Below are 24740 nucleotides of genomic sequence, written 5' to 3' on the forward strand. Positions count from 1 at the left end.
AACTTAATTTTCTTTCTTTGACTTAAAACCAAACACACCCAAAACAAACAACACAATCCCTGAAATCATAGCCAAAACAGTCGATTTTTCACCAGTATGAGGAAGAACTGATTCTTTCTCAACAACAGGTGCTTTATAGCTTACAGGTTCAGCAGGAACCGAAGGCTTATCCTTAACAGGAATCACAGGTTTTGGATTCTCAGGTGTTTTAGTCTCTACAATACCAAAATAAATCACATCATCATTCACATAATGAAAAACATCATTCTTAATAGAATCCCCTGCTTTAACACGCAAAGCCGAAATAACAGCTTTAACTTGAATCTTAGATGATGAACTCAACTTAGAAAGAAAATCCTTATTAACATCAAAATTCCATTTACCAGTCTTACCATCATAAGAAACAGTAACATTTTGACGTAACATTTCATCAGTTACTTTTTCACCAGTTTTAAGCACAGCATTTGTTTTATCCGTCAATTCAGCCATGTAACCTTGATACTCGTCATGAACCGTATCAAGATAATCTGTAAAACCATAACGATACAACGGTTTAGCAGAAACATCAACCAAAGAACCAGTCAACGGATATTTAACTACATCACCAAGTTTGACTGTCTCATGATTCACGTCCTTACCATCCTTATCAGTAACCTCTTTCTTAACTGTCAAAGGTTCCTCATAAGTATCTTTATGCCAAGAAACAGCAGGAACAGCAGGCTTTTCATTAGTATTTTTCAACTTGAAGTACAACTGACCTGCAGTATTATAAATCCATGTATCATCAATATTAAGGAAATGAACCCAATCTGTTGACTGTCCATCCTTAACATTAAAAGACTTATTCAAAGCAAATGACTTGCCAATAACATCATTAAAGGACTGACTACCATCATGACCTTTAGAATAAAGAACATTACCATCCAAATCTTTAACAATATAATTAATGTTCTTATTAACAGCCAAATTTTGACCCGTTACATTCAAATCATACTTGTCTAAATCAACACTAGAAATAGTAATCTTTTCAGACCCATCACCATTATTTGAAACAGTATAATTCAATTTACCATTCAAAGTACCAGTCGCAAATGATGAAACACCATCGTTTAAATCGTGTGTACTTGAAAAAGTGCCATCATTATTAACTGTTACCTTTTGCCAAGTATTATACTGACCTGCATCCGTCACAGACTGAGACTCACCTTTTCCCTCAGTAGCAACGTTAGTAGCCTTATTATAATCAGCAACTTGCTTATTATAATCAGCTACAGTCTTATCAATAGCTTCAGCCTGCTTCGCATAATCTTCTTGACCTTTTTTCTCAGATTCTACAGACTTTGTTTCAGTCTCATTAACAGTAAGACCACTGTTTTTAGCCTCAGAAACAGAATCAGTCAAATCTTTAGAAACAGGTACAGCAGTTGTATAAGTTGGATTCTTAGAGACCTCAACAGCCTCAGTACCATTCACAGGTGTTACTTTTGTTGTTGTATTATCTACAGAACTTGTCGAATTAGCAACCTCATCTGCAGATACAACACCACCAAACAAAACAACTGCCCCTGCCAAAGCAATCCCTGAAACCAACTTTTTACCATACTTACGGAAAAATCCGTGACCTTTTACATCATTTTTAAATTCCATTTAATACATTTTCCTTTCCTAAAACAAAAATCAACAACAATATTTTTTATATTCACGATGGAGAACGTGAACTTATCATAATAAATCTCCTTTTTCCAATTAAAAAAAAGCCATGTAAAACATGACTAATAAATAGAAACTCCCTTTTCATGCCATCGAAGCCTGAAACGCATTTTAACATCCGTATCAAACCCATATAACAAATTAGCAAAAGTTGGATAAATACCTTTTTCAGTACAATTATAAGCTATAATCTCATCCTCATAATCATCAACAAACTCTTTAAGAGCCTTAATATCTGTCTGATTATAGGCGTAAGGATAATGAGGTCGATACTCAACACCCTCAGAATCAGTTATTAAAAGCGAATACGTTTTCTTTTCCTCTACAGCTCTGTCTCCTACAACAAACGGTCTAGGAACAATAGAGATAGTATAACCAAGAATATTAAACACCTCCTATCTAAAACAACTCCCATTTAACACACTTACGCCACTTTTTATAAGAATGAAGAAGCAATTCACAAACACCATCATTCACAACTATACCATGATGGACAATCACTTCACCATCAGAATAATAACCGTCTAACAAATCAAAATCAAGACCAGTTAATACTAATGAATAACAAAAAGACCTCTTAGCCCCATTTTCAACAATAAGAAGACCATTAGCAACATCATCATCAACATAAACTTTAACAACTGACTTCTTTTTAGAACCCTTTAATAGAGCTATTAACTGAGACTTTACAAATAAACTGGTAATCACATTCACATATACACCCCACAAATCAAACTAACCATACCAAAGAAAAAACAAAATCTATGAATGAGCAATGCCCCATCAGCCCACAAAATAACTCCCTTATAAAAAAGAAAAAGAGCAAACAAAATAAGAACAACACCCATAATAAAATCCTCAACTTACTTTATCTAACAAATCATTAAATAACTGAGCGACCTCAGACTTATAAACAAGTTTAACTTTAGAATCAACTAACATAACAGGAATATCTTCAACTTTTTTAGTCGAATTAATTTGCTTTATAATACCATGAGCCATACTTCCGTTAAGACCCATTTCAGTCAAATCCTTATAAGACAAACAATCTTCTCTATCAAACTCCGAATTTGCCAAAGACTTATAAGAAATCAGATCATCAAGACTACAATCAAATATAAAAGCCATCTTAACCAAAGCCTCAGTATCAGGAAAAGCATCTCCTGACACCCAACGTTGAATAGAACGAAGACTAACACCTAACTCCTCAGCTAAACGCTTATTATCATAACCCTTATGATGAATTAAATGTTTAATATTACTTTCTACTTTTAACTCCATAACAATCACCTAAAAAACAAATACTTCTGCTTCAGCACATGACTTAATAAAATCACTTTGTGCATCACCATTAAAACCACAAACATAAAAAGCTAAACCATAATTATGTTCAACATCTTCAATTTTACGAATAATATCATCTAAATAACCTTCAACAAACTCCTTTAAACTATCAAGACTAGATGAATAAGGACTAATCTTCTCACCAGTTTCCTTATCAGTAATCACAAGTCTATAAAAACCATCATCAAAAACAAAATCAATCTTATAAAATTCATCTTCCATCATAGAACACCTCACAAGTAATTCTTCAAACAAACTAGCTTACAAGAATTTACCAACCTGATAAACTCTTATAAACTAACAAAAACTTACTTATTATTAGGACGAAACCTCATCTAAATAAGTTTTGTCAGTCTTTCTAATTATTATATTCTATTAAAAAAACTCTACAGAAAAAATCCATAGAGTATGAGTACACTAAAGAAAAAATACGCATGCTCTTATCTTCGCACACTAAATCATGTTTCGAAAATCTTCACGACTTTCACCACTTAGAACAAGTCACAGCACAAAAAGCGTCTTACTCACCTTGCCCATTAGCAGATTCAAAAAGAATCCACACACCGCCCACAGTCTTGTTAGCCGTGATTTCTGACATAACCACCAACTAACGCTGTCTCCACCCCGTTAAGGGTAGCAGTTCTAGTTTTTCGCTCTACACGGGAAAACATATCAGCTAAAACCCTAATACCTTTTTAATCTATAATTAGCTCACTAGCTTTTTCCTGCTGATATTCACTCCTCAAAGTATTATTGCTATTGATGTATTGCTTACTTCTATTGAGCTAATACTTTATATAAGTTCATCTATCACCCCTAGTAGGCTAATTATAGATTAAAATGTCAAAACAACAAAAACTATTAAACACTAAACAAAAATTTTGTACAATAAAACCTTGTCTTTTTAACCAAAACATACTACAATAAAATTACCACATTTTATGACGTTGTTTTGATAAAGATGTTATAGATTTATCATTATGACGTATTTTTTATACAATTTTCAAAGAACTGGAATACTCTCTTTACTAAAAAAGAGTATTATTTTAGCATAAACAAAATACATAATTCAAAGCACGAAAACTCATTTTAATTACAGTAATTGTTATGCCACAACCTGTAGGTTGTTTATGTATATATAATAACACCCTGTAGGTTGTATGTCAACAGTTTTCTTGAATTTTTTTATATTTTTTTTAAAAGGATAAAAATATGTTCAAAGAAAGACTTAAAGAACTCAGAAACCAAGCAGGACTAACACAAAAAGAAATTGCCAACAAATTTAACACTAGCCAACAAAGCTATGCAAAATGGGAAAATGGAAAAACAAACCCATCACAAAAAAGCCTAGAAAAACTTGCAGAATTTTTCAATGTCTCTATAGACTATCTTATAGGTAAATCAAACATAAAACACCCTGAATCAGACATAGATAAAGCTATAGATAAATCAGTTGCTTACAACGGAAAACCCATAACAAACAACGATAGAGAAGCTATAAAAGCCTTTCTAAACACCTATTTCTCAAACAAGGACTAAATACCCTATGAACCTGCTAAAACTCATTAGACAGGCTGAAAATCAGGGATGCAACATCATCTTTCTCAAAGACTACACAGAACAAGGCAGATACCTTGAATACAACAGCCAAAACTTTATTTTCATAAACGATAACCTATCAGAACTCATGAAAATAAACGTAATCTTACACGAACTAGCACATTTTAAAAATCAAGATACTAAAAACAGTCTATCCAATATAAAAAGTTTTACACATCATATCGAAAATAATGCTGAAAAAGAAAGAATCATAAATCTTATGACTCTAACTAACTCAACATATCCTATTGACGAATCATTCAATTATCTTGACTACATGAAAACAACAGCAATTCCCGAAAAATACGAAAATATCGTCAAAGAAATTGCTAAAACACTCTATCAATCAAATAAAAAACAAAAATAGACTAGGATAAAACCTAGTCTTTATTCATCTGAACTACTAAAATCATACTCCTCACCTTTAGATTCCTTTGCCTTTATCTCATCATAAGTTTTAGAACCCACTTTTACAAAAGTATCATCATCAACAGTTAGAATATCATTATCCAAACGATAAGGCATCGTAGCATCATTTCCAATAAACACATTTTTATCCTTATCTATAGAAAAAATAACATCCTCATCTACCTTTTTACCTTTATTACCCTGAATCTTTATCACTGATTCATCATCAATAGTAGCTCCCATATTGTTCGAAGCATTATAGGTCTTATAATAAGTACCATCCAAATTTTGCCCACCACACGCAGTTAAAATTACTGCAAATACAACCAACAAACAAATACCAAAAATCCTTTTTCTCATTGTAATCACCATTTTCTTTCATCTTTCTTATATTTTACAAAATTAACTACCTGAAATCAATATCAAGCCAAAATAAAACGTACCAATCAACCTGACTGATACGCTTTATTTTGTACTCATAACTAGATACTTGCATGGTTAAATTTTGGTTAACTTCCAAAATAACTAAAAGAATTTATCCTCAAAAAACATACATCACAGCCCTCTATAAAACAACTAAATTTTATACCATAAAACGCTTTATTTTTCAGTCTCATAAAACGCTTTCACTCAATATTTACTTAATATCTCGTGACATCTGTCACTTAAAGTGGTAGAATAAGCATTGTACGGGGTAACCCAATAAAAAATTAAGGAGATGTTTAGACCATGACTGCAACTAAACAACACAAAAAAGTCATCCTTGTTGGTGACGGTGCCGTAGGTTCATCTTACGCTTTCGCACTTGTAAACCAAGGTATCGCTCAAGAACTTGGTATCATTGAAATTCCACAATTGTTCGAAAAAGCTGTTGGTGATGCACTTGACCTTAGTCACGCCCTTGCATTCACTTCACCTAAAAAAATCTATGCAGCTAAATACGAAGACTGTGCGGATGCTGACCTTGTAGTTATCACTGCTGGTGCTCCTCAAAAACCAGGTGAAACTCGTCTTGATCTTGTTGGTAAAAACCTTGCCATCAACAAATCAATCGTTACACAAGTTGTTGAATCAGGATTCAAAGGAATTTTCCTTGTAGCCGCTAACCCAGTTGACGTATTGACTTACGCAACATGGAAATTCTCAGGATTCCCTAAAGAACGCGTTGTAGGTTCAGGTACTTCACTTGACTCAGCTCGTTTCCGTCAAGCACTTGCTGAAAAACTTGACGTTGACGCTCGTTCAGTTCACGCCTACATCATGGGTGAACACGGTGACTCAGAATTTGCCGTTTGGTCACACGCTAACATCGCTGGTGTAAACCTTGAAGAATTCCTTAAAGACAAAGAAAACGTTCAAGAAGCTGAATTGGTTGAATTGTTCGAAGGTGTTCGTGATGCCGCTTACACAATCATCAACAAAAAAGGTGCTACTTACTATGGTATCGCCGTTGCCCTTGCTCGTATCACTAAAGCTATTCTTGACGATGAAAATGCAGTACTTCCATTGTCTGTATTCCAAGAAGGTCAATATGGTGTAAGCAACGTTTATATCGGTCAACCTGCTATCGTTGGTGCACACGGTATTGTACGTCCAGTTAACATCCCATTGAACGATGCTGAACAACAAAAGATGAAAGCTTCAGCTGATGAATTGCAAGCTATCATTGATGAAGCATGGAAAAACCCAGACTTCCAAGAAGCTTCAAAAAACTAATGTGACATTAGTTAACTAGAAAAAGTCTCCGGAAGGAGGCTTTTTTAGTAGATTAAAGAGACAAAAACAGCCAATTCAAATGAATTAGCTGTTTCATATTATTTAGCTGAGATAGCTGCTTTAGCAATATAGCTAAGTGGTTGGTTAAAGTGTGGCAAGAAGAACAAATCAAGTAATTGGAGACGATCAATAGTGACACCTTCTTGAATTGCCAATGAGAACATGTGGATTCCCATTGAGATATCCATACGTGATACCATTTGAGCACCAAGAACTTTACGTGTATCTTTGTCATAAACAATCTTGATTGTGACTTCTTCATTTCCATCTTCCATAAAGGCAGCTTTTTGAAGATCCGTTGAAGCTACTACTGCAGGATTGAAGCCAAAGCGTTTTGCTTTTTCTTCAGTCAAACCAGTAGATACCATGTTCAAACCATAGATTGAAATACCATTTGATCCTTGAACACCATTTGATTCGACATCGCCACCACCGGCATTATGACCACCAACGATACCTGAACGAACAGCATTTGAAGCCAAGGCAATGTAGTTGACATCATCAAGGGCATTGTCATAAACGGTAGCACAGTCACCAACGGCGTAAACGTCCTTAACTGATGTTTCTTGTTTCTTATTAACAAGGTAAGCGCCATTACGGAATGTTTCCAACTTACCAGCACCAAGAGCTGTGTTAGGACGGAAACCAACAGCAAGAACAACCATATCGACATCGTAAGCATTTTTATCTGTAACGATGCGTTCTACCTTAGTTTCACCTTCTACTGCTTTAACAGTTTCACCAAATGCCAATTTAATACCGTGGCTTTCCATATTTTTAGCCATAAGGTCAGTCAAGTCATGGTCGTAATAACCTGCCAAACATGTATCAACAACGTCGATAAGGATAACTTCTTTTCCATGACGTTGGAAAGCTTCAGCCAATTCAACACCAATGTAACCAGCACCTACAACCGCTACACGTTTGATATCTTGAGATTTGTCGTTCAATTTATCAATAACTTCTTGAGCGTTTTGGAAAAGTTTAACGAATTGAAGGTTTTCAAGCGTAGCTTCGAAAGTACGGCTACCTTCTTTAATTTCGGCACCTTCGATTGGAGGCAAGATTGGTTGAGAACCTGTAGCCAAAATCAATTTGTCATATGATTCAACATGCTCTTTACCATCTACGAGGGCTGTAACAGTTTTACCATCAAAGTCAATAGACTCAACTGGTGAGTTCATATAAACTTTAGCGCCCTTGCTTTCAAGTCCTTCTTTGTTGGCATAGAAAAGACCATCAGAACCTGAGATTTGATTACCGATCCAAAGGGCCATACCACAACCCAAGAATGAAATGTTAGAGTTTTGGTCGAAAACAACTACTTCATTTTGGTCTCCGTAATTATCGAGAATAGTATTAATACTAAAAGTACCAGCGTGGTTAGCACCAACAACTACGATTTTTGACATAAGTTTATCCAACTTTCTTTTGATAATAGTTTACTAATTTATTCTACCATAATCGGAAAACGGTTACACCTTTTATGCTCAGACTTTGTTACTTTTTGAACAAATTAAGTATTTTTGCTCTATATTCCTAATTGATTGTGTCAAATCATGCTAAAAACCGCATTGTGATAACAGATAGTATCCCTAATATGACCTCGGTAATACTTACAGTTAGCAATCAGTACTTTGCTCTTAAAAATGCAAAAAAAGAGTGAGTGACACTTACCTCCCTAGAAGAAGATGTCACCACTCTATTTTAATTAGACTAATTCATTGAAATCCCAAACATCTGTCCAACCTTCATAAAAATCAGGTTCGTGACAAACCATAAGAATACTACCTTTGAAAGCTTGAAGAGCGCGTTTTAGTTCTTCCTTAGCATCAACATCCAAGTGGTTGGTTGGTTCGTCCAGAATAAGGACATTATTTTCACGATTCATCAGGAGACAGAAGCGAACTTTAGCCTGCTCTCCCCCTGAAAGCACTTGAATTTGGCTTTCGATATGCTTAGACGTTAACCCACATTTGGCTAGAGCCGCACGAACCTCAGCTTGATTTAAGGCTGGGAAAGCGTCCCAAACAGCTTCAAGGGGCGTCTGACGTGACCCTTCTGCTTCTTGCTCGAAATAACCTAGGTCAATGAAGTCACCTGTCTCAACTTCCCCTTCAAGTGGTTGGATGATACCAAGCAAACTCTTAAGCAAGGTAGTCTTACCAATACCATTGGCACCAACAATAGCTACCTTTTGATTACGTTCAAAAGTAAGGTTCAAAGGTGCCTTTGTCAAAGGACGGTCGTAACCAATAACGAGATCTTTGGTTTGGAAAATAAAGCGACCAGGTGTACGACTTTCCTTGAAATGAAATTCAGGTTTGGGTTTCTCTGCCTGCAACTCGATAATATCCATCTTATCCAATTTCTTCTGACGAGACATGGCCATGTTTCGAGTTGCAACACGCGCCTTGTTCCGGTTAACAAAATCTTGCAGGTCTGCAATTTCCTTTTGCTGACGTTCGTAGGCGGCCTCTAATTGAGCTTTTTTCATAGCATAAACGGATTGGAAATTGTCATAATCGCCTGCATAACGAACCAAGTCCTGATTTTCAACATGGTAGACAATGTTAATCACGTCGTTCAAGAATGGAATATCGTGAGAAATGAGGACAAAGGCATTTTCATATTCTTGAAGATAGCGTTTAAGCCAGGCAATATGTTCTGCATCCAAATAGTTGGTTGGCTCATCAAGAAGCAAGATATCTGGTTTTTCAAGCAATAACTTAGCCAAGAGAATCTTGGTACGTTGACCACCTGAAAGGTCCGTTACATCTGTATCCATACCAAAATCCATGACACCAAGGGCACGAGCAACCTCATCTATCTTAGCATCTAGAGTATAGAAATCACGAGTTTCCAAGCGATCTTGGAGCTCACCTACTTCTTCCATTAGAGCATCAACGTCAGCTCCTTCTTCAGCCATAGACATGTAAATTTCATTGATGCGTTCCTCGGTTTTAAAGAGCTCATCAAAAGCCGTCCGAAGAACATTACGAACGGTCATTCCCTTCTCAAGGACAGCATGCTGATCCAAATAACCCGCTGTCACATACTTAGACCATTCCACCTTACCTTCATCAGGTTGCAATTTCCCAGTAACGATAGACATGAAGGTTGATTTTCCTTCACCATTAGCACCAACTAAACCAATATGTTCTCCTTTAAGCAAACGAAAAGAGACATTTTCAAAAATAGCACGGTCACCAAATCCGTGACTAAGATTTTTGACTTCTAAAATAGACATATGACCTATGGACTAAACCAAGATTTAGTCCCTTCCTTTCTTGACATTAACTTAACCATTTTACCATTTTTAAGGTAAATTTGGACCATAAATCCTCCAAAAAGCAAAGAAAAAGCAGGACGAGCCTGCTAAATCTTTAGTCTTTTTTCAAAATGCGTTTGAAGACAGGATATAAAAGAGGAACCGCAATGATTGTAACAACTGATGTCCCAAAAGTACCACCAATCTTAACCACTGAAGCCAACATTGCAGCCTTTAAAGGTAGAGATGCGACGACAGTGTTTATAATTGTATATTTGACAAAATTAAGAATGATTTTCGTCACCGCAGCTATCACCCCAATGAGAATAATATAACTCGTTTTATCATTTGACTTGAGAGCCTTTTCAAAAACGAGATGAAGGACATAACAGACAATCAGAGATTCTAAAATCGTAATCCAAACTTCAGCAGCATAACCATTGAGAATATCAAACAGCCCTAATCCTACTGTTGCTACAAGGGCACCTTTTTTTGATCCAAAAATCAAAACAGCAATCACAACTAAGGCATTTCCTAGATGAACAAACTGAGCACCCAAGGGAATACGTAAAAATTGTATAGATACAATAATCAAGGCAGCAAACAAACTGAGTTCAACCAATTCACGAATTTTATTATTTACCATTTTTTTCCTCCAATAATTTTTCAAAGCCCTTAAATAAATAGCCTATGTGGGACTCAAAGCAGAGTCCATATTTTACAGGACGACCACTGGACATGGTCGATAAAAGAACCCTATCCATGAAATTCAAGGCAAAGTCACAGACTTCAAGCAAATCCAAGTGGTGAAAATACCCTGACGATAAGATAGCAGTTAGGATGTCACCACTCCCATAAAAATGTGTTGAATAACTAGGGCGCATGAGGTAGGTCGTTTGCTCATTTTCTTTATCAAAATAAGCTAATCCAATTTTTCCTTCCTCTAGTGAGACTCCGGTCAAAAAGACTTTCTTGGGGCCAAGTTTGCCTAAACCTCTTAAAAGCTTTTCGATAGTAGCTTTATCATAGTTGTCTCTTTCCAAATATGGGGACCCATTCAAAAGGGAGGCTTCTGTCATATTAGGGATAATCACATCCGCCTGCTGACAAAAGTTTCTCATAGCTTCCACATAAGTCTTGTCAAATCCCTGATAGAGCTGGCCATTATCTCCCATTATGGGATCGACAAATAAAGGAATTTGCTTCTCTTCAGCCAATTGAGCAACTAATTCTAGCTCCTCTCTTGACTTGAAATAACCACTAACCAAGCCATCCACTTTAAAGTCCAACTGCTCCCACTGTTGGCAAAAACCTTTCATGTCTTCTTTAAGATCTCGTAGATAGATATGCTCAAACTCGCCGGTATGTGAGGACAAAAGAACCGTAGGCAAAGGAAGGACTTCTATCTGACAGGACGACATGATGGGGAGACTACTGGTTAAGGCGACCTTGCCCAAACCAACCAAATCATTAGCAACTATAAGAGTCGTCATCTAGTTTCCTTCCCAAACTTTTTTAAATTGTTTAACAAAGCCCGTATGGAAATAAATGTAATAGGCTAGTCCAAGACCGATTATGGCTGCCACAATATCAAAAGGAAGTTTCATGATTGCAACTGCTGGCGTACCATAGACAAAGGCACGGCCCAGTCCGTAACCCACCAAATCAATGAGAGCTCCAAGCAAAAGACCTAAAATGGCTCTTGATTTAGACAATTTGCCTAAACGTCTGCCAACTATAAGTGCAATAGCAAGGACTTGTAGGCTATGTGTCACTAAGGTCACCCACATTGGAAGAGGGTAAAAGAGAAAGTCACCAATAAAGGAACCCACCCCTGCTATAATGACAGCTTCCGTCGGAGGAAAAATCAAACCAACCAAGAAAATAACGATACCGTTAAAATAGAAATGACCTCCTGGGACGGGAATAGATAAGAGACTCGAGCTCAAAATAATGACAAGTGCCATAAAAAAGGCCGAAAGGGTTAAGCGTTTTGTTGACATACCTAAAACTCCTTGATTAATAAATATAATTCAAGTTTATGAAAATTCTGACGATTTTACAAGAGGGCTTTTTAGGAACTGTATGGGTACAGAATTCCATTCATCAAAAAATCACCACACAAGCGTGTAGTGACTCATTTTATTTATCTTTTTTATCAAAGTATTTAACTGGTGCTTTTTCTAGATTTCGTAGCGATACCTTAGCAGTGGCATTTGCCTCCGTACCATAGTCTGAGAAATCAATGATTAAGTCATGATCAAAGTCAGCAACGGTATAGTCAACCACAATCTCTTTGACTTCCTTAGGAGCAATCTTGGTCTTATTAGCAATCTTATCTCTGTCATCATCTTGAGAAAAGACCATTGTAGCGACCTTGACTTCCTTATCTTCTTGTTTAACATCAAGAACTACCTTCATCAATAGAGTGTAGGCATTCATGGTTTCTTTACTTGTGTTGCTAAGTTTATAGTGTACACGGACAGCCTTTTGTCCTTCAGGTGATTCGATTTTCTTGGCAGAAAGAACTTGTACACTAGCATCTTGGCCAGTAAATAACAATTTGTTTTTATCGTAAGTCCATGTAGGCTCCTTTTCTGTCGTACAAGCCGACAAGCCAATGATGATCAAACAGGCCAAAGCGACAAGGCCTAAAATTTTCTTAAAAGTCATTTTTATAATCTCCTTAAACTTGTTTTGAAGGGGAGTTAATATTTCCTTACAGCCTTTTTATTATGTCAAAATCTAATAATCTTGTCAAATTTCCCCAGTAACCTTGCCTAAAGCCTATATCTAAGGTACAATAAGGAAAAATCTGTAAGGGGTCAGTTATGAGTATTTATCAAGATATTTTAGAAAGCATTAAGAACGATATCCAAAATGGTAGTTTGGAAAAAGGAAGCAAGTTACCTTCCATTCGTCAACTTAGCCAGACTTACTCCTGTAGTAAGGATACTGCCCAAAGAGCCCTCTTGGAGCTTAGATATCAAAACTATATCTACGCTGTCCCCAAAAGTGGCTACTATGTTCTTGAGGGACGCTCCGATTCAAGTGACAAAGTCCTTCTCAATCTTAATGACTACAATCAGTTAGCCTACGAAGACTTTCACCTTTGCCTAGATGAAAGTTTGGCTGGTCATCAAGACTATCTCTTCAATTACTACCATGAACAGGCTGGACTTTCAGAACTGGTTGAAGCGTTAAAAAATCGACTAGCAGCTGATGATATTTATGTGAATGCGGATCAGATTGTCATCACTTCAGGAAGTCAGCAAGCCCTTTACATCCTCTCACAGATGGATTTTGGCAATGGTGGTCATAAAATTCTCTTGGAACAGCCTACCTACCACCGTATGAACCAACTGGTTAACCGTCAAAAATTGACCTATGAAACCATAAACCGTGGATTTGATGGATTAGATCTTGACCTCCTTGAAAAGTACTTTAAATCTGGCCAAATTAAGTTCTTCTATACCATTAGCCGTTATTCCAATCCTCTAGGTTTGAGCTATACCGCCAAAGAAAAGGAAAAGCTAGCTCAACTAGCCAGTCAGTATAATGTTTATATCGTTGAGGATGACTATATGGGGGACTTTAGTGACAGTAAAAATCTTCCGATTCACTACTATGATACCCATGACCGCATTATTTATATCAAATCATTTTCCATGGCACTTTTCCCCGGGTTACGTTTGGGGAGTGTTGTCCTACCACAAAATCTCAGAGCTACCTTTTTGGCTCACAAAGGACTTATTGACTATGATACCAATCTTATTATGCAAAAGGCCCTCTCAGTCTACCTAGATAATGGCATGTTCCAAAAAAATATAAAAAAACTGCGTGATCTTTTTCAAGAAACCATGGCTAGAAGTCAAGAAACTATTGAACGAGCTAATGTGACTTTACCCTACCAAATTTCTCCTAGACATATCACTTGGCAGCTTCCTAAAGGGCTTTCTTTAGAAAAATTTAAAGCTCAAACACAGATGCGTTTCTTAGAGTCTTCCTTTATTAGCCCTACATCTGATACCTATCTGCAAATAGGTCACGAAGAAGAATTGAAAACTTTTTTAAGACTTTTGCAAACCATAGACTGAAAACTCGTACACACAAAAAGCCATCAAACGATGGCTTTTATTTATTTAGTCTGTTCAAAGCGAAGGTGGACAATCACCTTGTCTCCATAACCGTTACGCTCCAAATCACGTTGTAAGCGATATGAAATGTAATGTTCAGCAATATTGATAAAACCAGCTTCCATAAGACGATTTTCAACCAATGACTGAATCATGTTAATGGTTGGGCGTTCCACTTGGGCGTCTTGAAGATCAAGCACTACTTTACGAGTTACTTGAGCTAGGTTTTGGCGCCAAGCATCATCAATAACATACACAGTCTGGGCTGCTTTTAAGATGGCTTGGTAGATTTTATCAGGATCAAATTCAGCAACTTGACCATTACGTTTAATAATTTGCATGGCTACCCTCTTTTCAAGTTTTTTTCTTTTATTATGCAGAGAATTTACATATTTGTCAAGTGCAAATCACTGAAAGACCTTTTCTAACTGCCTACTCCCAGAATTTAGAAATATAGAGTGGCTTGCCATGTCTATCAAAGGAAAGTGTTGCAGTATAGGAATCTGACTCATGGTGCCGCATATAATTAGCGATTCTTTTATCACCGTTTATCAGGTGAATGTCATAAGTCTGCCCGTCAGAGCTCACAAAGTGAGCATTAATTCTAGCACTACTCGTTTTTGAGCCAACATGACTAATATTTATTTGTTCAACTTTGCCATCAATGGTTTTAGCTATGGGTCCTCCATAATCTTTGTAAATAGTGACGGTAGCTAAAACATCCTCAACCAAAACATAGGTCATTCCGAAAATAAACAAATAAACTATCGGGATGACAATGAAAGATAATTTACTTTGACAAAATTTTTCTTTATGCCAAGCCCAGATATCTTGAGGTGACATGATTAAAAACTTCTTAACATACTGATGAACAAGTAACCCATAGACTAACACTAAAAATGTTAATTGCCCCAAGGGATAAGCAAAACTGGGTAAGCCATCAATAAGTATATTGACTTTATCAGATTCAAAGGTGTAATGTCCCCATACCCCATCAAAAAACTCTAAATACAAGTTAACTCCTTTTTGAAATATCGTCTAATCACTTAAAAATCCATCTTCTCAGATGGATTTTCTAACTATTAACGTACTTCTGCTTTAACTTTTTCAGTGAGAGCTTTAGTAATTTTTTCCATGTATTTGGCAACTTCTTCGTCTGTGAGGTTGTCATTTGGATTTTGGAAGGTGAGGCTATAAGCCATTGATTTCATTCCTGAACCAAGTTTTTCACCTGCATAAACGTCAAAGAGTTTAACGGCAACCAAGCGTTTCACTCCAGCAGAGTTAATAGCATCAAGAACTTCTTGATGGGTGATGTCAGCCTTAAGAAGAAGGGCGATATCACGTGATACTGCAGGGAATTTTGTGATTTCAACAAATGGTTGATCTGGTTGCAAGGCAACTTCTACAGCGTTGAGATTAATTTCAGCTACATAAGTTTCTGGAATACCGTAGTTTTTAGCGGTTTGCGGGTGGACTTGACCAAGGAAACCAATGGTTTGACCATCAAGTACAATAGTCGCAGTGCGACCTGGGTGCATACTTGCTAGGTCTTTTGTCGCTACATAGTCAACAGTAAGGTCAAGCTTATCAAAGAGAGCTTCCACGATACCTTTGGCATAGAAGAAATCAACTGGAGTTGCTTGGGTTTGGAAATCTTTTTCCGCAACAAGACCAGAAATGGCAAAGGCGAAGGTATTGATTTCGTTTGGCAAATCTTCTTTTGGATTACCTTTTTGCTCAAAGACTTTACCGATTTCGTAGATAGCTACGTTGCTATTCTTACGGTTAACATTGTAAGCAACGGTATCAAGCATACCAGAAACCATGTTTTGACGGAGAGCTGAGCGATCAACAGTCATTGGCCACATCAACTCAGTCAGGTTACTTGGTGTCACTGCAAATTCAACAGCTTTTTCAGGTGTTGTCAAAGCATATGAGATAATCTCAGTCAGACCGGCTCCTTCAGCAATGGTACGAATCTTACGGCGTAGAGCTTGTGTTTTCGTTAATTCACCAGCTGTACCTGCTGCTTCTGGGAGTGTTGTAGGTAATTTTTCATAACCATAGATACGGGCAATTTCTTCGACCAAGTCAGCTTGGATTGCAATGTCCCAACGGCGACGTGGTACAGATACTGTGAATTTTTCAGCATCACCTGAAAGACCAAAGCCAAGTTTGGCAAAGACATCTTCAATGTCTTCGAACGTCAATTCAGTTCCAAGACGAACATTTACATAGTCAAGACTTGTAGAAACTTGAACTGGTTCTGTGTCCACTGAACCTGCTTGAACACGGCCTGCAAGAACAGTACCATTTGCCAATTCTTGCAACATTGCTGCAGCAAAATCAAGGGCTTCAAGTACAGTATCGTTATTGACACCTTTTTCAAAGCGTGATGACGATTCTGAACGAAGGTTAAGACGGCTGCTTGTCTTACGAACAGATTTGCCATCAAAAACAGCAGCTTCGAGAACAACGTTTTTAGAATTGTTGTCAATTTCAGTTGAAGCGCCACCCATAACACCTGCAAGAGCTACCGGTTTGTCAGCTACTGTGATAACAATATCTTCAGCAGTCAATTCACGTTCTTCACCATCAAGAGTGACCAATTTTTCACCATCACGAGCATCACGGGCAACGATACGTGAGTCTTCAAATTTGTCCAAATCGAAGGCATGCATTGGTTGTCCAAAGTAGAGAAGAACATAGTTTGTCACGTCCACCACGTTGTTGATTGGACGGATACCAGCATTCATGAGAAGATTTTGCAACCATTGTGGACTTGGTTGGACAGTGACATTTTCAACCACACGGCTAGCATAAGTAGCCACTTTATCGCTTTCGATAGCTACTGAAATCTTATCAGAAGCTGGCTTGCTGTCTTCAGTGACCGCTTTTTCTGGGAAGTGAACAGATTTACCATAGATTGCAGCGACTTCATGAGCAACACCACGCATAGAAAGGGCATCAGCACGGTTAGGTGTGATTGACAATTCGATGATTTCATCATCAAGGTCGAGATATGGGAAAATGCTATCTCCAGGTACAGCATCTTCAGGCAAAATTTGGATACCATCCGCAAATTCTTTAGGAATAATGCTATCTGGAAGTCCAAGTTCAGCCAAAGAACAAATCATCCCGAGAGATTCCATGCCTCGAATTTTCCCTTTTTTGATTTTGTAGTTGTCTGCGATACGAGCACCAGGAATGGCAACAATGACCTTGATTCCAGCAGTGACGTTTGGAGCGCCACAAACAATTTGACGTGGACCTTCAGCATCTCCTGTATCTACTTGACACAAGTGCAAGTGGGTTTCAGGCACATCTTCACATGATAAGACATGACCAACAACCAATTTTGACAAGCCTTCAGCAGGTGTTTCAACACCTTCCACTTCAATACCTGTCGTCGACATTTTTTCAGCGAGTTCAGCAGTGATAACATCCACATCAACCAACTCTTTTAACCATTTATAACTAACTAGCATAATAATGATACCAAGCCCGTTAAGAGCTCTCAGCAAAAATAGGAAAGGCAACGCTGGTGCATCAGCACCTAGGCGCCTTTATCTTTTTTGCCCAGAGCTTAGGGCGGGTTCAAATCCTTTCTCTATAATTAGGAACAAAACATTTGGATTTAGAAACAACTAATCTCGAACTTTGAGGTCGTATTCAAATCCTTTCTATCATTTAGGAATATCTACATTTGACATAAGAGGAAGACGAACTGACACGTTTAATCGCCTTATAAACTCCTCTCTATCAACTTAATAATCGGTTTATAGTTTTAATTTAAGCAACCAGTCACGGTCTACTTTACCGTCACCAACTGGTAAATCGTGTTCTGCGAATTTTTCGAAGCCATATTTATCGTAAAATATCTGTGTTTTAAAATTCCTTTCCCAAACACCCAACCAGGCCCAATCACAACCTAAATCACGAGCTTCCTGTAATGCAAATTCAAAGAGTTGCTTACCCAAGCCCATGCCTTGGAAGGCCTGACTGATATAAATTCGTTGAATTTGAAAGGCATTGTCCAAATGCTGCTCTGTTTGTGCAGACCCTACATTGGTTTTTAGAAAACCTGCCTTTTCACCATCAACCAGAATGAAAAAATAACGTGATTCTTCGTGAGTGATTTCATCGAGGAGAACTTCCTCAGACAGCGCAGTATCAAAGTAAGCTTGCAACTGGGACTCTGTATTATCATGAGCAAATGTCTCCCTAAAAGTATCTTCCGAGATAACTTTTAATTCTTCTACTTCTTCTGGAAGAACCTTACGAATGGCAACTGTCATGACAACCTCCTAAACCTTATTTAAACTGTTCTGAGAAACGAACGTCTCCTTGGTAGAAACCACGAATATCGTTAATTCCATAACGGAGCATGGCAATACGTTCTTGACCAAGACCGAAAGCGAAACCTGAGTATTCTTCAGAATCAACACCTGACATCTCAAGCACTTGTGGGTGAACCATACCAGCACCAAGGATCTCAATCCAACCTGTCTTCTTACATACGTTACATCCTTTACCACCACACTTGAAGCATGACACGTCAACCTCAACTGAAGGTTCAGTGAATGGGAAATAAGAAGGACGCAGACGGATTTGACGCTCTGCACCAAACATTTTTTGGATAATCATTTCAAGTGTTCCCTTAAGGTCACCCATTGAAATATTTTTACCAACGACTAATCCTTCGATTTGGTGGAACTGGTGACTGTGAGTCGCATCATCTGTATCACGACGGAAAACACGTCCTGGTGAAATCATTTTAAGCGGACCCTTAGAAAAATCATGTTTATCAAGCGTACGAGCTTGTACAGGACTTGTGTGAGTTCTCATCAAAATTTCTTCCGTAATATAGAAGGTATCTTGCATATCACGCGCTGGGTGATCTTTAGGCAAGTTCATGCGTTCAAAGTTGTAGTAATCTGTTTCCACTTCAAAACCGTCAACGACTTGGAAGCCCATACCCAAGAAAATGTCTTCAATTTCTTCAGCTGTTTGACTAAGAATATGACGGTTACCAAGTTTGACTTGGCGTCCTGGAAGGGTAACATCAAGACTTTCAGAGTCAAGCTGTGCTTGAATTTTAGCGGCTTCAACAATTTTAGCGGCTTCGTCAAAAGCTTCAGTCAAAACGTCACGTACTTCGTTGACCATCTTACCAACTTTAGGACGTTCTTCATTTGGAAGGTCTTTAAGGCCCTTCAAGAGATCCGTCAAAGACCCTTTTTTACCTAAAACTGCCACACGCAATTCTTGTAATTCTTTAGAGTGTTCTCCACGCATTTTAGCCAATTTAGCTTGCGTTGAGGTTTTCAACTCTTGCAATTGTGTTTGTAAATCCATGAGATTCCTTTCTTAAATAACAATTTCGAATCGCAAACAAAAAACCACGTGCCAAACTCCAACCCGGAGCGTTGACACGCGGTACCATCCGTTTTTTATCCGGTTACCCAGACCTTGATTCGTCAGTCGTTGTTTTCATGAGTGAATTCACCAAACTTCCCTTGAGGGGGCTTCCAGTCCGTGGCCCCCAATCCCTGACAATTTCCATAAGGTTACTAGTCTCTACGACTTCTATTCAATTACCATTTATTTTACCAAAAAAGCAAAAAGCTTTCAAGAGCTGACAAAGAATCCTTTAGTTAATACCAAATTAAAATTATGTCTAAGATAATTGACATATCCATAGGAACTTGCTACAATTATGTCAGATAAAGTTGACATATTTAACTGCTACTTACAGTAACACATTAGCTCGTCTTTCAGAAGGAGGCCCATTATGAATCATGTCAGGAAATTTAGAAAGAATATGGGGCTTTCGCAATTAGAACTCGCAAAATCTATTGGTGTTTCCCGACAGACCATTAATATGATTGAAAATAACAAATATAACCCAACACTAGAGCTCTGTCTTAATCTAGCTAAAGCACTAGATACGGATCTTAACAGTCTCTTTTGGGATGGAAATTGCGAATAGAGATATAAGATAGAAAGAGGTAAATCATGGTTAAAGAAACTTTCACTGACAAACTTATCAAACGTTTTTACGGTATCACAGGTCCTTTAGATGAACAAAAGCGCCAACAGGTCGATCGAATGGGGAACAAGGCTTTCATAGTTCTTTTTTTCACTCTATTGTTTGGTAATTGTATTGCCTTTCTTCTAAGCTTTAAGTACCCTGAACTTGTGGCCCGTGTTTATCCTATCCTACTTCTGATTATCATTTGGGTAGTTGGTAGCATCCTTACTTATAAGTTTAAGATGAGTGCTGTAAACGCCATTGACGAGGAAGAACTGACTGAAAAAGAACAAAAGCAACTTAAACATGTGGGTCTGAAGTCAGGTTTATACTTTGGGATTAGCATGTTCTTAGGCATGCCCCTAGTTCAATTTTTAGTCGATCATAAAGACTATTTTACAGAATTATTCTCAATCCGTAATATGCTATCAGGCATTTTTGATGCTATCCTTTTTGGGGCTATCATGCAGGGCTGGGTAAATGCTCGTATCAAACAAGCCAAATCTCAAACTGATAAAGATGACCAATAAACTCAAAAGGACAAAGAAAAAATCCAGGTTTCCCAGCCTGGATTTTTTGCTCGAAAGAAGACTTCTTAGACTTGTTTACTCGAAGCCTAAAATGTGTCCAGAAAACTCAAATCTTAACACATACACTATAACTAACTTTGAAAAACACCATATCCCCATATGACATTCCCGTTATTATTGTAACATGGCCCAGAAAAAAGACAAGTCGACCTTTTTCTCATAAATCCTGTAATCCTAATCATAGGCTAAGAGATGCTATTTTGCGCAATCGATTGCGTTATTTTGAAAGCGCCAACCTAATTTTTTTATGATAGTCTAAGCAAATTTTTTGAGACTGTAAAAAAAGATAGTGATAAAACTATCAACTACCTTTCATGAAAATATAATCTATTTTTAGTCTAAATCAAGATCTTTCAATTTGACGGAAACGATTTTTGAAACCCCAGATTCCTGCATAGTCACCCCATAAATTGAATCAGCCGCAGACATAGTCCCCTTACGGTGAGTAACCACGATAAACTGACTGGATTTATCAAAGCGATTGAGATAGTCACCGAAACGTTTTACATTGGCTTCATCAAGGGCTGCTTCTACTTCATCCAAGATAACAAATGGAATCGTCTTAACACGAATGATGGCAAAGAGTAATGCTAGAGCGGACAAGGCCTTCTCCCCCCCTGACATAAGGTTAAGCGATTGAATTTTCTTACCTGGAGGTTGAACAGAAATCTCTACACCAGCTTCCAGAAGGTTGTCAGAAGTCAAAATCAAATCGGCCGAACCGCCTCCAAACATCTGAGTAAAAGTCTGTTTATAGCTCTCACGGATAGCCTCAAAGGTCGCTTTAAAGCGTGATTTCACTTCTCCATCCATGTCATTAATGGTACTAAGCAGGAGACTCTTGGCTTCAAGCAAATCATCTTTCTGACCGTTCAAGAAGTCCAAACGTTGCTTGACTTCTTCAAACTGGTCAATAGCATCTAGATTGACTGGCCCCAAAGCCTTAATAGAACGTTCAAGCCCTTGTAAGTTCTGACGAACCTGTTCCACATTTTCAAGAGCTTGCGTTTGCCCCTTAGCCACTTCAAGCGTCATCTGATAATCTTCAGCCAACTGAGTCGCAAATTTACGAAGTGATTGACTAATCTGACGCTCTCCTTCCTCCAAGCGAGTCTGTTGACGAATCAAATCCTCATTGCGATTACCCGCTTTAGCCAAGCGTTCCTCCAAGTCTTCCAACTGACCTTCATAGTCTTGCACTTGAATCTTGGCACGCACAAGGGCCTGCTCCAAATCAGCCTTACGTTGGACAGCTTCATCACGCTGAGCTTTCAGATGTGGTATGCGGTCAGATTGATCCTGGTCAACCTGGTTATCGAGGAGAGCTAAGAGACTATCTGATTCCTTAACTAACTCAGACAAATCGGCTTGAAGACGATTTGTTTCCGTCTTGGCAAAGCGCAATTCTGCTTGTAAGTCCCGTTCCTTTAGCTGAAGTTCAGATTGCTTGTCTAAGAGACCTTGTTTTTGTTGGCCAAGCGCATCCTTATCTTCCTTGATAGCCTCAATTCGGTCGTTGATTGCCTCACGTTTTGATTGCATTTGAGTTAACTCTGCTTTCAGACGCTCGGCCTTATCTTGAAGATTCAAGTCTTCAGAGCCCTGAGCAGCCTGTTTGAAACTGTCCACTAATGCTTGACTTTTCTCAACTTCTGTCAAAGCTTGTTGATGCTCCAAATCCAGTTTTTGCTCCTCTAGACGAGCGTTTTCTCCATCTGACTTGAGATTCTCTAACTCTTTTTGGAGCCCCTTACGTTTGGTCTTAAGGTCTTCAACTTTGGCTTCACTGTCGCTTAATTGAGCCTTAATCTGACTGATTTCAGCAGTCAATGCATCCAGTTCTGGCTTGATAAAGAGATTGTTATTTTGTTTATTGGCACCACCAGCAAAAGCACCACCAGGCCGGATTTCAGAGCCGTCAAGTGTCACCATGCGCACTTGGAAACGTACAACTCGAGCAGCCTTGTTGGCATTGTCAATGGTATCAAAGATGGCCGTTACTCCCAAGAGATTTTGGAAAATATTGGACAAGCGTTCTTCATAAGTTACCAAATCGGAAGCCATTCCAATAAAGCCAGGTGCACTCGCAAGACTTTGAACAAACTGTCCATTAAGTTGACGTGGTTTAATGGTCGTTAAAGGCAAGAAGGTTGCACGCCCCTGACGATTGCGTTTTAAATAGTCAATTGAACGCTTAGCAGCAGCTTCATCCTCGACAATAATATTTTGGCCACTCGCACCTAGGGCTATTTCAAGCGCCGTTTGATAGTTAGTATCAAAGGTCAGGTGTTCACTAACAGCTCCAATAATCCCTTGAATCGATTGGGCATTCTGAAGGACAGCCTTAACCCCCGCATAGAAATGACTGTGATTCTTCTGGATTGACTCCAAACTTTGACGACGAGCATCTTTGCTTTTAAGATAATCCATGAGGTCAAACATTTTCTTTTGGGCCTCTTGGTAATCCTTATCGATAGCTTGATAAGACTGAGCCTTTTCTTTGTAGGTAGCTAAGAGGCCTTGAAGACTTGCTTGAGCTGCTTGATAAGCTTTTTGGGCCTCGCTGGCAACTTCCTGAGCGGAAAGCAAATCAGCTTGAGACTGCTTATATTCTTCAGCTTGAGCCTCCAGTGCTTGGGACTGGCTGTCCATGTCATGATTCACCTGAGTCAAACTATTGGAAACTTTGGCCTCCTCCTGCATAAGACTAACATAGTCCTCACGCAAACGTTCAATAAGCGTATCTGGATCTTCCGAAAATTGCTCTAACTCCGTTTGAATAGTAGTCAAATCTTGGGCAATGGTTTCCAGCTCACGAGTTAATTCAATTTGACGTTTGTTGACGCTATCAAGAGAAGTTTCTGCCTCTTCTTTTAAACTTTCTAACTCACTAAGGCGAGCTTCAGTCTCTTCCTTCTTCTCAGAACGCTGCTGACTTTCCATAGTATAAAGATCAATTTGACGCTCAAAGTCGCTAATGAGACGTGTGACATCCACTAAGGTTTGTTGGTCAGAGGAAATTTGATCTGAAATTTGATGGCGTTTTTGCTTAAGCTCTTGGTTCTCAGTCTCTAAACGATGCCGTTCTTCATAATAGCTGGCTAATTTTTCTTTGACTTCTGCCAAGTCTTTTTGCGCTTTGGTTAAGTCTGATTTGCCAACTTCAATATCGTGTACCAAAAGATTAAGTTGAGTCTGTTTACGCTCTTTATCTAATTCCAAGTAACGTTTAGCTGTCGCTGCTTGTTTTTCAAGTGGCTTAACCTGACCAACCAGCTCAAAGATAATGTCTTCCAAACGATCAAGATTACCCTGAGTTTGATTGAGCTTACTTTCAGTCTCTTTCTTACGTGTCTTATATTTGAGAACACCAGCGGCCTCTTCGAAAATAGCACGGCGTTCCTCTGGCTTGGCATTGAAAATAGCCTCAACCCGACCTTGAGAAATAATGGAAAAAGAATCACGTCCAAGACCAGTATCCATGAAAAGGTCATGAATATCACGCAGACGAACCTTACGACCGTCAATCAAGTAATCATTGTCACCATTTCGATAAATATGACGCTCCACACGAATAGATTCACCAGCATCAGCGATAAAGCCATCACTGTTATCAAGTGTAACTGCTACCTCGGCATAGTTGAGGGCCTTACGAACTTCTGTACCAGCAAAAATAACGTCAGGCATCTTGCCACCACGCAAACTCTTGGCAGAGGATTCTCCCAAAGCCCAACGCAAGCTCTCTGTAATATTTGATTTTCCTGATCCATTTGGACCTACAACGGCTGTTACTCCCTTGTCAAAGACGACCTGCGTCTTGTCAGCAAAGGATTTAAAGCCCTGCATTTCAATTGATTTCAAATACATGC

24 protein-coding genes are annotated in these 24740 nt (G+C 38.3%); 6 read left to right on the forward strand and 18 right to left on the reverse strand.

Translation table 11 applies throughout. The features are described from left to right. Positions 1-3: 3 nt before the first annotated feature. The 5 genes from QRD39_RS00670 to QRD39_RS00690 form a co-directional block, all read right to left on the reverse strand. The gene (locus QRD39_RS00670; protein WP_285955297.1) at positions 4-1647 is read right to left on the reverse strand and encodes an LPXTG cell wall anchor domain-containing protein; all 1644 of its coding nucleotides are present in this window, start codon (positions 1645-1647) and stop codon (positions 4-6) included. 125 nt (positions 1648-1772) lie between these two features. Then, positions 1773-2102, reverse strand: coding sequence for a hypothetical protein (locus QRD39_RS00675; RefSeq protein ID WP_285955298.1), 330 nt, complete (start codon positions 2100-2102; stop codon positions 1773-1775). Positions 2103-2109: 7 nt separating this feature from the next. Continuing rightward, positions 2110-2418 (reverse strand): hypothetical protein, encoded by a 309-nt coding sequence (locus tag QRD39_RS00680; RefSeq protein ID WP_285955299.1) that lies wholly within the window; start codon positions 2416-2418, stop codon positions 2110-2112. Between the two features lie 150 nt (positions 2419-2568). Beyond that, complete coding sequence (locus QRD39_RS00685) at positions 2569-2991, reverse strand: helix-turn-helix transcriptional regulator (RefSeq protein ID WP_285955300.1); 423 nt, start codon at positions 2989-2991, stop codon at positions 2569-2571. A 9-nt stretch (positions 2992-3000) separates the two neighbouring features. Further along, a complete protein-coding gene (locus tag QRD39_RS00690; protein ID WP_285955301.1) occupies positions 3001-3279 on the reverse strand; it encodes a hypothetical protein in 279 nt (92 codons plus the stop codon). A gap of 987 nt (positions 3280-4266) precedes the next feature. On the opposite strand from QRD39_RS00690, the gene QRD39_RS00695 reads away from it, so the two are divergent. Next, positions 4267-4593, forward strand: a complete 327-nt coding sequence (locus tag QRD39_RS00695; RefSeq protein WP_285955302.1) for a helix-turn-helix domain-containing protein — start codon at positions 4267-4269, stop codon at positions 4591-4593. A 7-nt stretch (positions 4594-4600) separates the two neighbouring features. After that, positions 4601-5020: an ImmA/IrrE family metallo-endopeptidase gene (locus QRD39_RS00700; protein WP_285955303.1), complete on the forward strand. Its 420-nt coding sequence runs from the start codon at positions 4601-4603 to the stop codon at positions 5018-5020. A 20-nt stretch (positions 5021-5040) separates the two neighbouring features. Here QRD39_RS00700 and QRD39_RS00705 read toward each other — a convergent pair whose 3' ends face one another. Beyond that, positions 5041-5433, reverse strand: a complete 393-nt coding sequence (locus QRD39_RS00705; RefSeq protein WP_285955304.1) for a hypothetical protein — start codon at positions 5431-5433, stop codon at positions 5041-5043. Positions 5434-5790: 357 nt separating this feature from the next. Here QRD39_RS00705 and QRD39_RS00710 point away from each other — a divergent pair, with 357 nt between their 5' ends. Continuing rightward, a complete protein-coding gene (locus QRD39_RS00710) occupies positions 5791-6777 on the forward strand; it encodes an L-lactate dehydrogenase (RefSeq protein ID WP_008534867.1) in 987 nt (328 codons plus the stop codon). 98 nt (positions 6778-6875) lie between these two features. Here QRD39_RS00710 and nox read toward each other — a convergent pair whose 3' ends face one another. The 6 genes from nox to QRD39_RS00740 all read right to left on the reverse strand — a co-directional run bounded on the left by nox (position 6876) and on the right by QRD39_RS00740 (position 12781). Beyond that, complete coding sequence (nox, locus tag QRD39_RS00715) at positions 6876-8249, reverse strand: H2O-forming NADH oxidase (protein WP_285955305.1); 1374 nt, start codon at positions 8247-8249, stop codon at positions 6876-6878. Positions 8250-8548: 299 nt separating this feature from the next. Beyond that, positions 8549-10087: an ABC-F family ATP-binding cassette domain-containing protein gene (locus QRD39_RS00720; RefSeq protein WP_285955306.1), complete on the reverse strand. Its 1539-nt coding sequence runs from the start codon at positions 10085-10087 to the stop codon at positions 8549-8551. Between the two features lie 136 nt (positions 10088-10223). Next, complete coding sequence (locus QRD39_RS00725) at positions 10224-10754, reverse strand: ECF transporter S component (RefSeq protein ID WP_285955307.1); 531 nt, start codon at positions 10752-10754, stop codon at positions 10224-10226. Next, positions 10744-11601 (reverse strand): pyridoxamine kinase, encoded by an 858-nt coding sequence (locus QRD39_RS00730; RefSeq protein WP_285955308.1) that lies wholly within the window; start codon positions 11599-11601, stop codon positions 10744-10746. Before QRD39_RS00730 ends, QRD39_RS00725 begins: the two co-directional genes overlap by 11 nt. Next, on the reverse strand, positions 11602-12111 hold the full coding sequence (locus QRD39_RS00735; protein ID WP_008534874.1) for an ECF transporter S component: 510 nt from the start codon (positions 12109-12111) through the stop codon (positions 11602-11604). It lies immediately after the preceding gene. 139 nt (positions 12112-12250) lie between these two features. Then, positions 12251-12781 (reverse strand): DUF5067 domain-containing protein, encoded by a 531-nt coding sequence (locus QRD39_RS00740; protein ID WP_285955309.1) that lies wholly within the window; start codon positions 12779-12781, stop codon positions 12251-12253. 158 nt (positions 12782-12939) lie between these two features. Between QRD39_RS00740 and QRD39_RS00745 the strand changes: the two genes are divergently transcribed. Continuing rightward, on the forward strand, positions 12940-14205 hold the full coding sequence (locus tag QRD39_RS00745; protein WP_285955310.1) for an aminotransferase-like domain-containing protein: 1266 nt from the start codon (positions 12940-12942) through the stop codon (positions 14203-14205). A 41-nt stretch (positions 14206-14246) separates the two neighbouring features. On the opposite strand, the gene QRD39_RS00750 is transcribed toward QRD39_RS00745, so the two are convergent. The 5 genes from QRD39_RS00750 to pheS form a co-directional block, all read right to left on the reverse strand. Then, entirely contained in the window at positions 14247-14585 is a 339-nt protein-coding gene (locus QRD39_RS00750) for an ATP cone domain-containing protein (protein WP_002887879.1), read from the reverse strand. A 91-nt stretch (positions 14586-14676) separates the two neighbouring features. Continuing rightward, the gene (locus QRD39_RS00755) at positions 14677-15258 is read right to left on the reverse strand and encodes a hypothetical protein (RefSeq protein ID WP_285955311.1); all 582 of its coding nucleotides are present in this window, start codon (positions 15256-15258) and stop codon (positions 14677-14679) included. A gap of 68 nt (positions 15259-15326) precedes the next feature. After that, positions 15327-17735 (reverse strand): phenylalanine--tRNA ligase subunit beta, encoded by a 2409-nt coding sequence (gene pheT, locus QRD39_RS00760; RefSeq protein ID WP_285955312.1) that lies wholly within the window; start codon positions 17733-17735, stop codon positions 15327-15329. A 291-nt stretch (positions 17736-18026) separates the two neighbouring features. Beyond that, positions 18027-18545: a GNAT family N-acetyltransferase gene (locus QRD39_RS00765; protein ID WP_285955313.1), complete on the reverse strand. Its 519-nt coding sequence runs from the start codon at positions 18543-18545 to the stop codon at positions 18027-18029. Between the two features lie 16 nt (positions 18546-18561). Further along, on the reverse strand, positions 18562-19605 hold the full coding sequence (pheS, locus tag QRD39_RS00770; protein ID WP_285955314.1) for a phenylalanine--tRNA ligase subunit alpha: 1044 nt from the start codon (positions 19603-19605) through the stop codon (positions 18562-18564). Positions 19606-20041: 436 nt separating this feature from the next. Between pheS and QRD39_RS00775 the strand changes: the two genes are divergently transcribed. After that, a complete protein-coding gene (locus QRD39_RS00775; protein WP_285955315.1) occupies positions 20042-20239 on the forward strand; it encodes a helix-turn-helix transcriptional regulator in 198 nt (65 codons plus the stop codon). 26 nt (positions 20240-20265) lie between these two features. Beyond that, a complete protein-coding gene (locus tag QRD39_RS00780) occupies positions 20266-20811 on the forward strand; it encodes a DUF3278 domain-containing protein (RefSeq protein ID WP_285955316.1) in 546 nt (181 codons plus the stop codon). Between the two features lie 393 nt (positions 20812-21204). On the opposite strand, the gene smc is transcribed toward QRD39_RS00780, so the two are convergent. Continuing rightward, on the reverse strand, positions 21205-24738 hold the full coding sequence (gene smc / locus QRD39_RS00785; RefSeq protein ID WP_285955317.1) for a chromosome segregation protein SMC: 3534 nt from the start codon (positions 24736-24738) through the stop codon (positions 21205-21207). Positions 24739-24740 lie beyond the last annotated feature (2 nt).

Source organism: Streptococcus raffinosi (assembly GCF_030284685.1).
GTDB classification, from domain to species: domain Bacteria; phylum Bacillota; class Bacilli; order Lactobacillales; family Streptococcaceae; genus Streptococcus; species Streptococcus raffinosi.

Coding starts and splice junctions, on each gene's coding strand:
- QRD39_RS00670 (WP_285955297.1), bottom strand. CDS start 1,647: ATGGAATTTAAAAATGATGTAAAAGGTCACGGATTTTTCCGTAAGTAT.
- QRD39_RS00685 (WP_285955300.1), bottom strand. CDS start 2,991: ATGGAGTTAAAAGTAGAAAGTAATATTAAACATTTAATTCATCATAAG.
- QRD39_RS00690 (WP_285955301.1), bottom strand. CDS start 3,279: ATGATGGAAGATGAATTTTATAAGATTGATTTTGTTTTTGATGATGGT.
- QRD39_RS00695 (WP_285955302.1), top strand. CDS start 4,267: ATGTTCAAAGAAAGACTTAAAGAACTCAGAAACCAAGCAGGACTAACA.
- QRD39_RS00700 (WP_285955303.1), top strand. CDS start 4,601: ATGAACCTGCTAAAACTCATTAGACAGGCTGAAAATCAGGGATGCAAC.
- QRD39_RS00705 (WP_285955304.1), bottom strand. CDS start 5,433: ATGGTGATTACAATGAGAAAAAGGATTTTTGGTATTTGTTTGTTGGTT.
- QRD39_RS00710 (WP_008534867.1), top strand. CDS start 5,791: ATGACTGCAACTAAACAACACAAAAAAGTCATCCTTGTTGGTGACGGT.
- nox (WP_285955305.1), bottom strand. CDS start 8,249: ATGTCAAAAATCGTAGTTGTTGGTGCTAACCACGCTGGTACTTTTAGT.
- QRD39_RS00720 (WP_285955306.1), bottom strand. CDS start 10,087: ATGTCTATTTTAGAAGTCAAAAATCTTAGTCACGGATTTGGTGACCGT.
- QRD39_RS00725 (WP_285955307.1), bottom strand. CDS start 10,754: ATGGTAAATAATAAAATTCGTGAATTGGTTGAACTCAGTTTGTTTGCT.
- QRD39_RS00730 (WP_285955308.1), bottom strand. CDS start 11,601: ATGACGACTCTTATAGTTGCTAATGATTTGGTTGGTTTGGGCAAGGTC.
- QRD39_RS00735 (WP_008534874.1), bottom strand. CDS start 12,111: ATGTCAACAAAACGCTTAACCCTTTCGGCCTTTTTTATGGCACTTGTC.
- QRD39_RS00740 (WP_285955309.1), bottom strand. CDS start 12,781: ATGACTTTTAAGAAAATTTTAGGCCTTGTCGCTTTGGCCTGTTTGATC.
- QRD39_RS00745 (WP_285955310.1), top strand. CDS start 12,940: ATGAGTATTTATCAAGATATTTTAGAAAGCATTAAGAACGATATCCAA.
- QRD39_RS00750 (WP_002887879.1), bottom strand. CDS start 14,585: ATGCAAATTATTAAACGTAATGGTCAAGTTGCTGAATTTGATCCTGAT.
- pheT (WP_285955312.1), bottom strand. CDS start 17,735: ATGCTAGTTAGTTATAAATGGTTAAAAGAGTTGGTTGATGTGGATGTT.
- QRD39_RS00765 (WP_285955313.1), bottom strand. CDS start 18,545: ATGACAGTTGCCATTCGTAAGGTTCTTCCAGAAGAAGTAGAAGAATTA.
- pheS (WP_285955314.1), bottom strand. CDS start 19,605: ATGGATTTACAAACACAATTGCAAGAGTTGAAAACCTCAACGCAAGCT.
- QRD39_RS00775 (WP_285955315.1), top strand. CDS start 20,042: ATGAATCATGTCAGGAAATTTAGAAAGAATATGGGGCTTTCGCAATTA.
- QRD39_RS00780 (WP_285955316.1), top strand. CDS start 20,266: ATGGTTAAAGAAACTTTCACTGACAAACTTATCAAACGTTTTTACGGT.
- smc (WP_285955317.1), bottom strand. CDS start 24,738: ATGTATTTGAAATCAATTGAAATGCAGGGCTTTAAATCCTTTGCTGAC.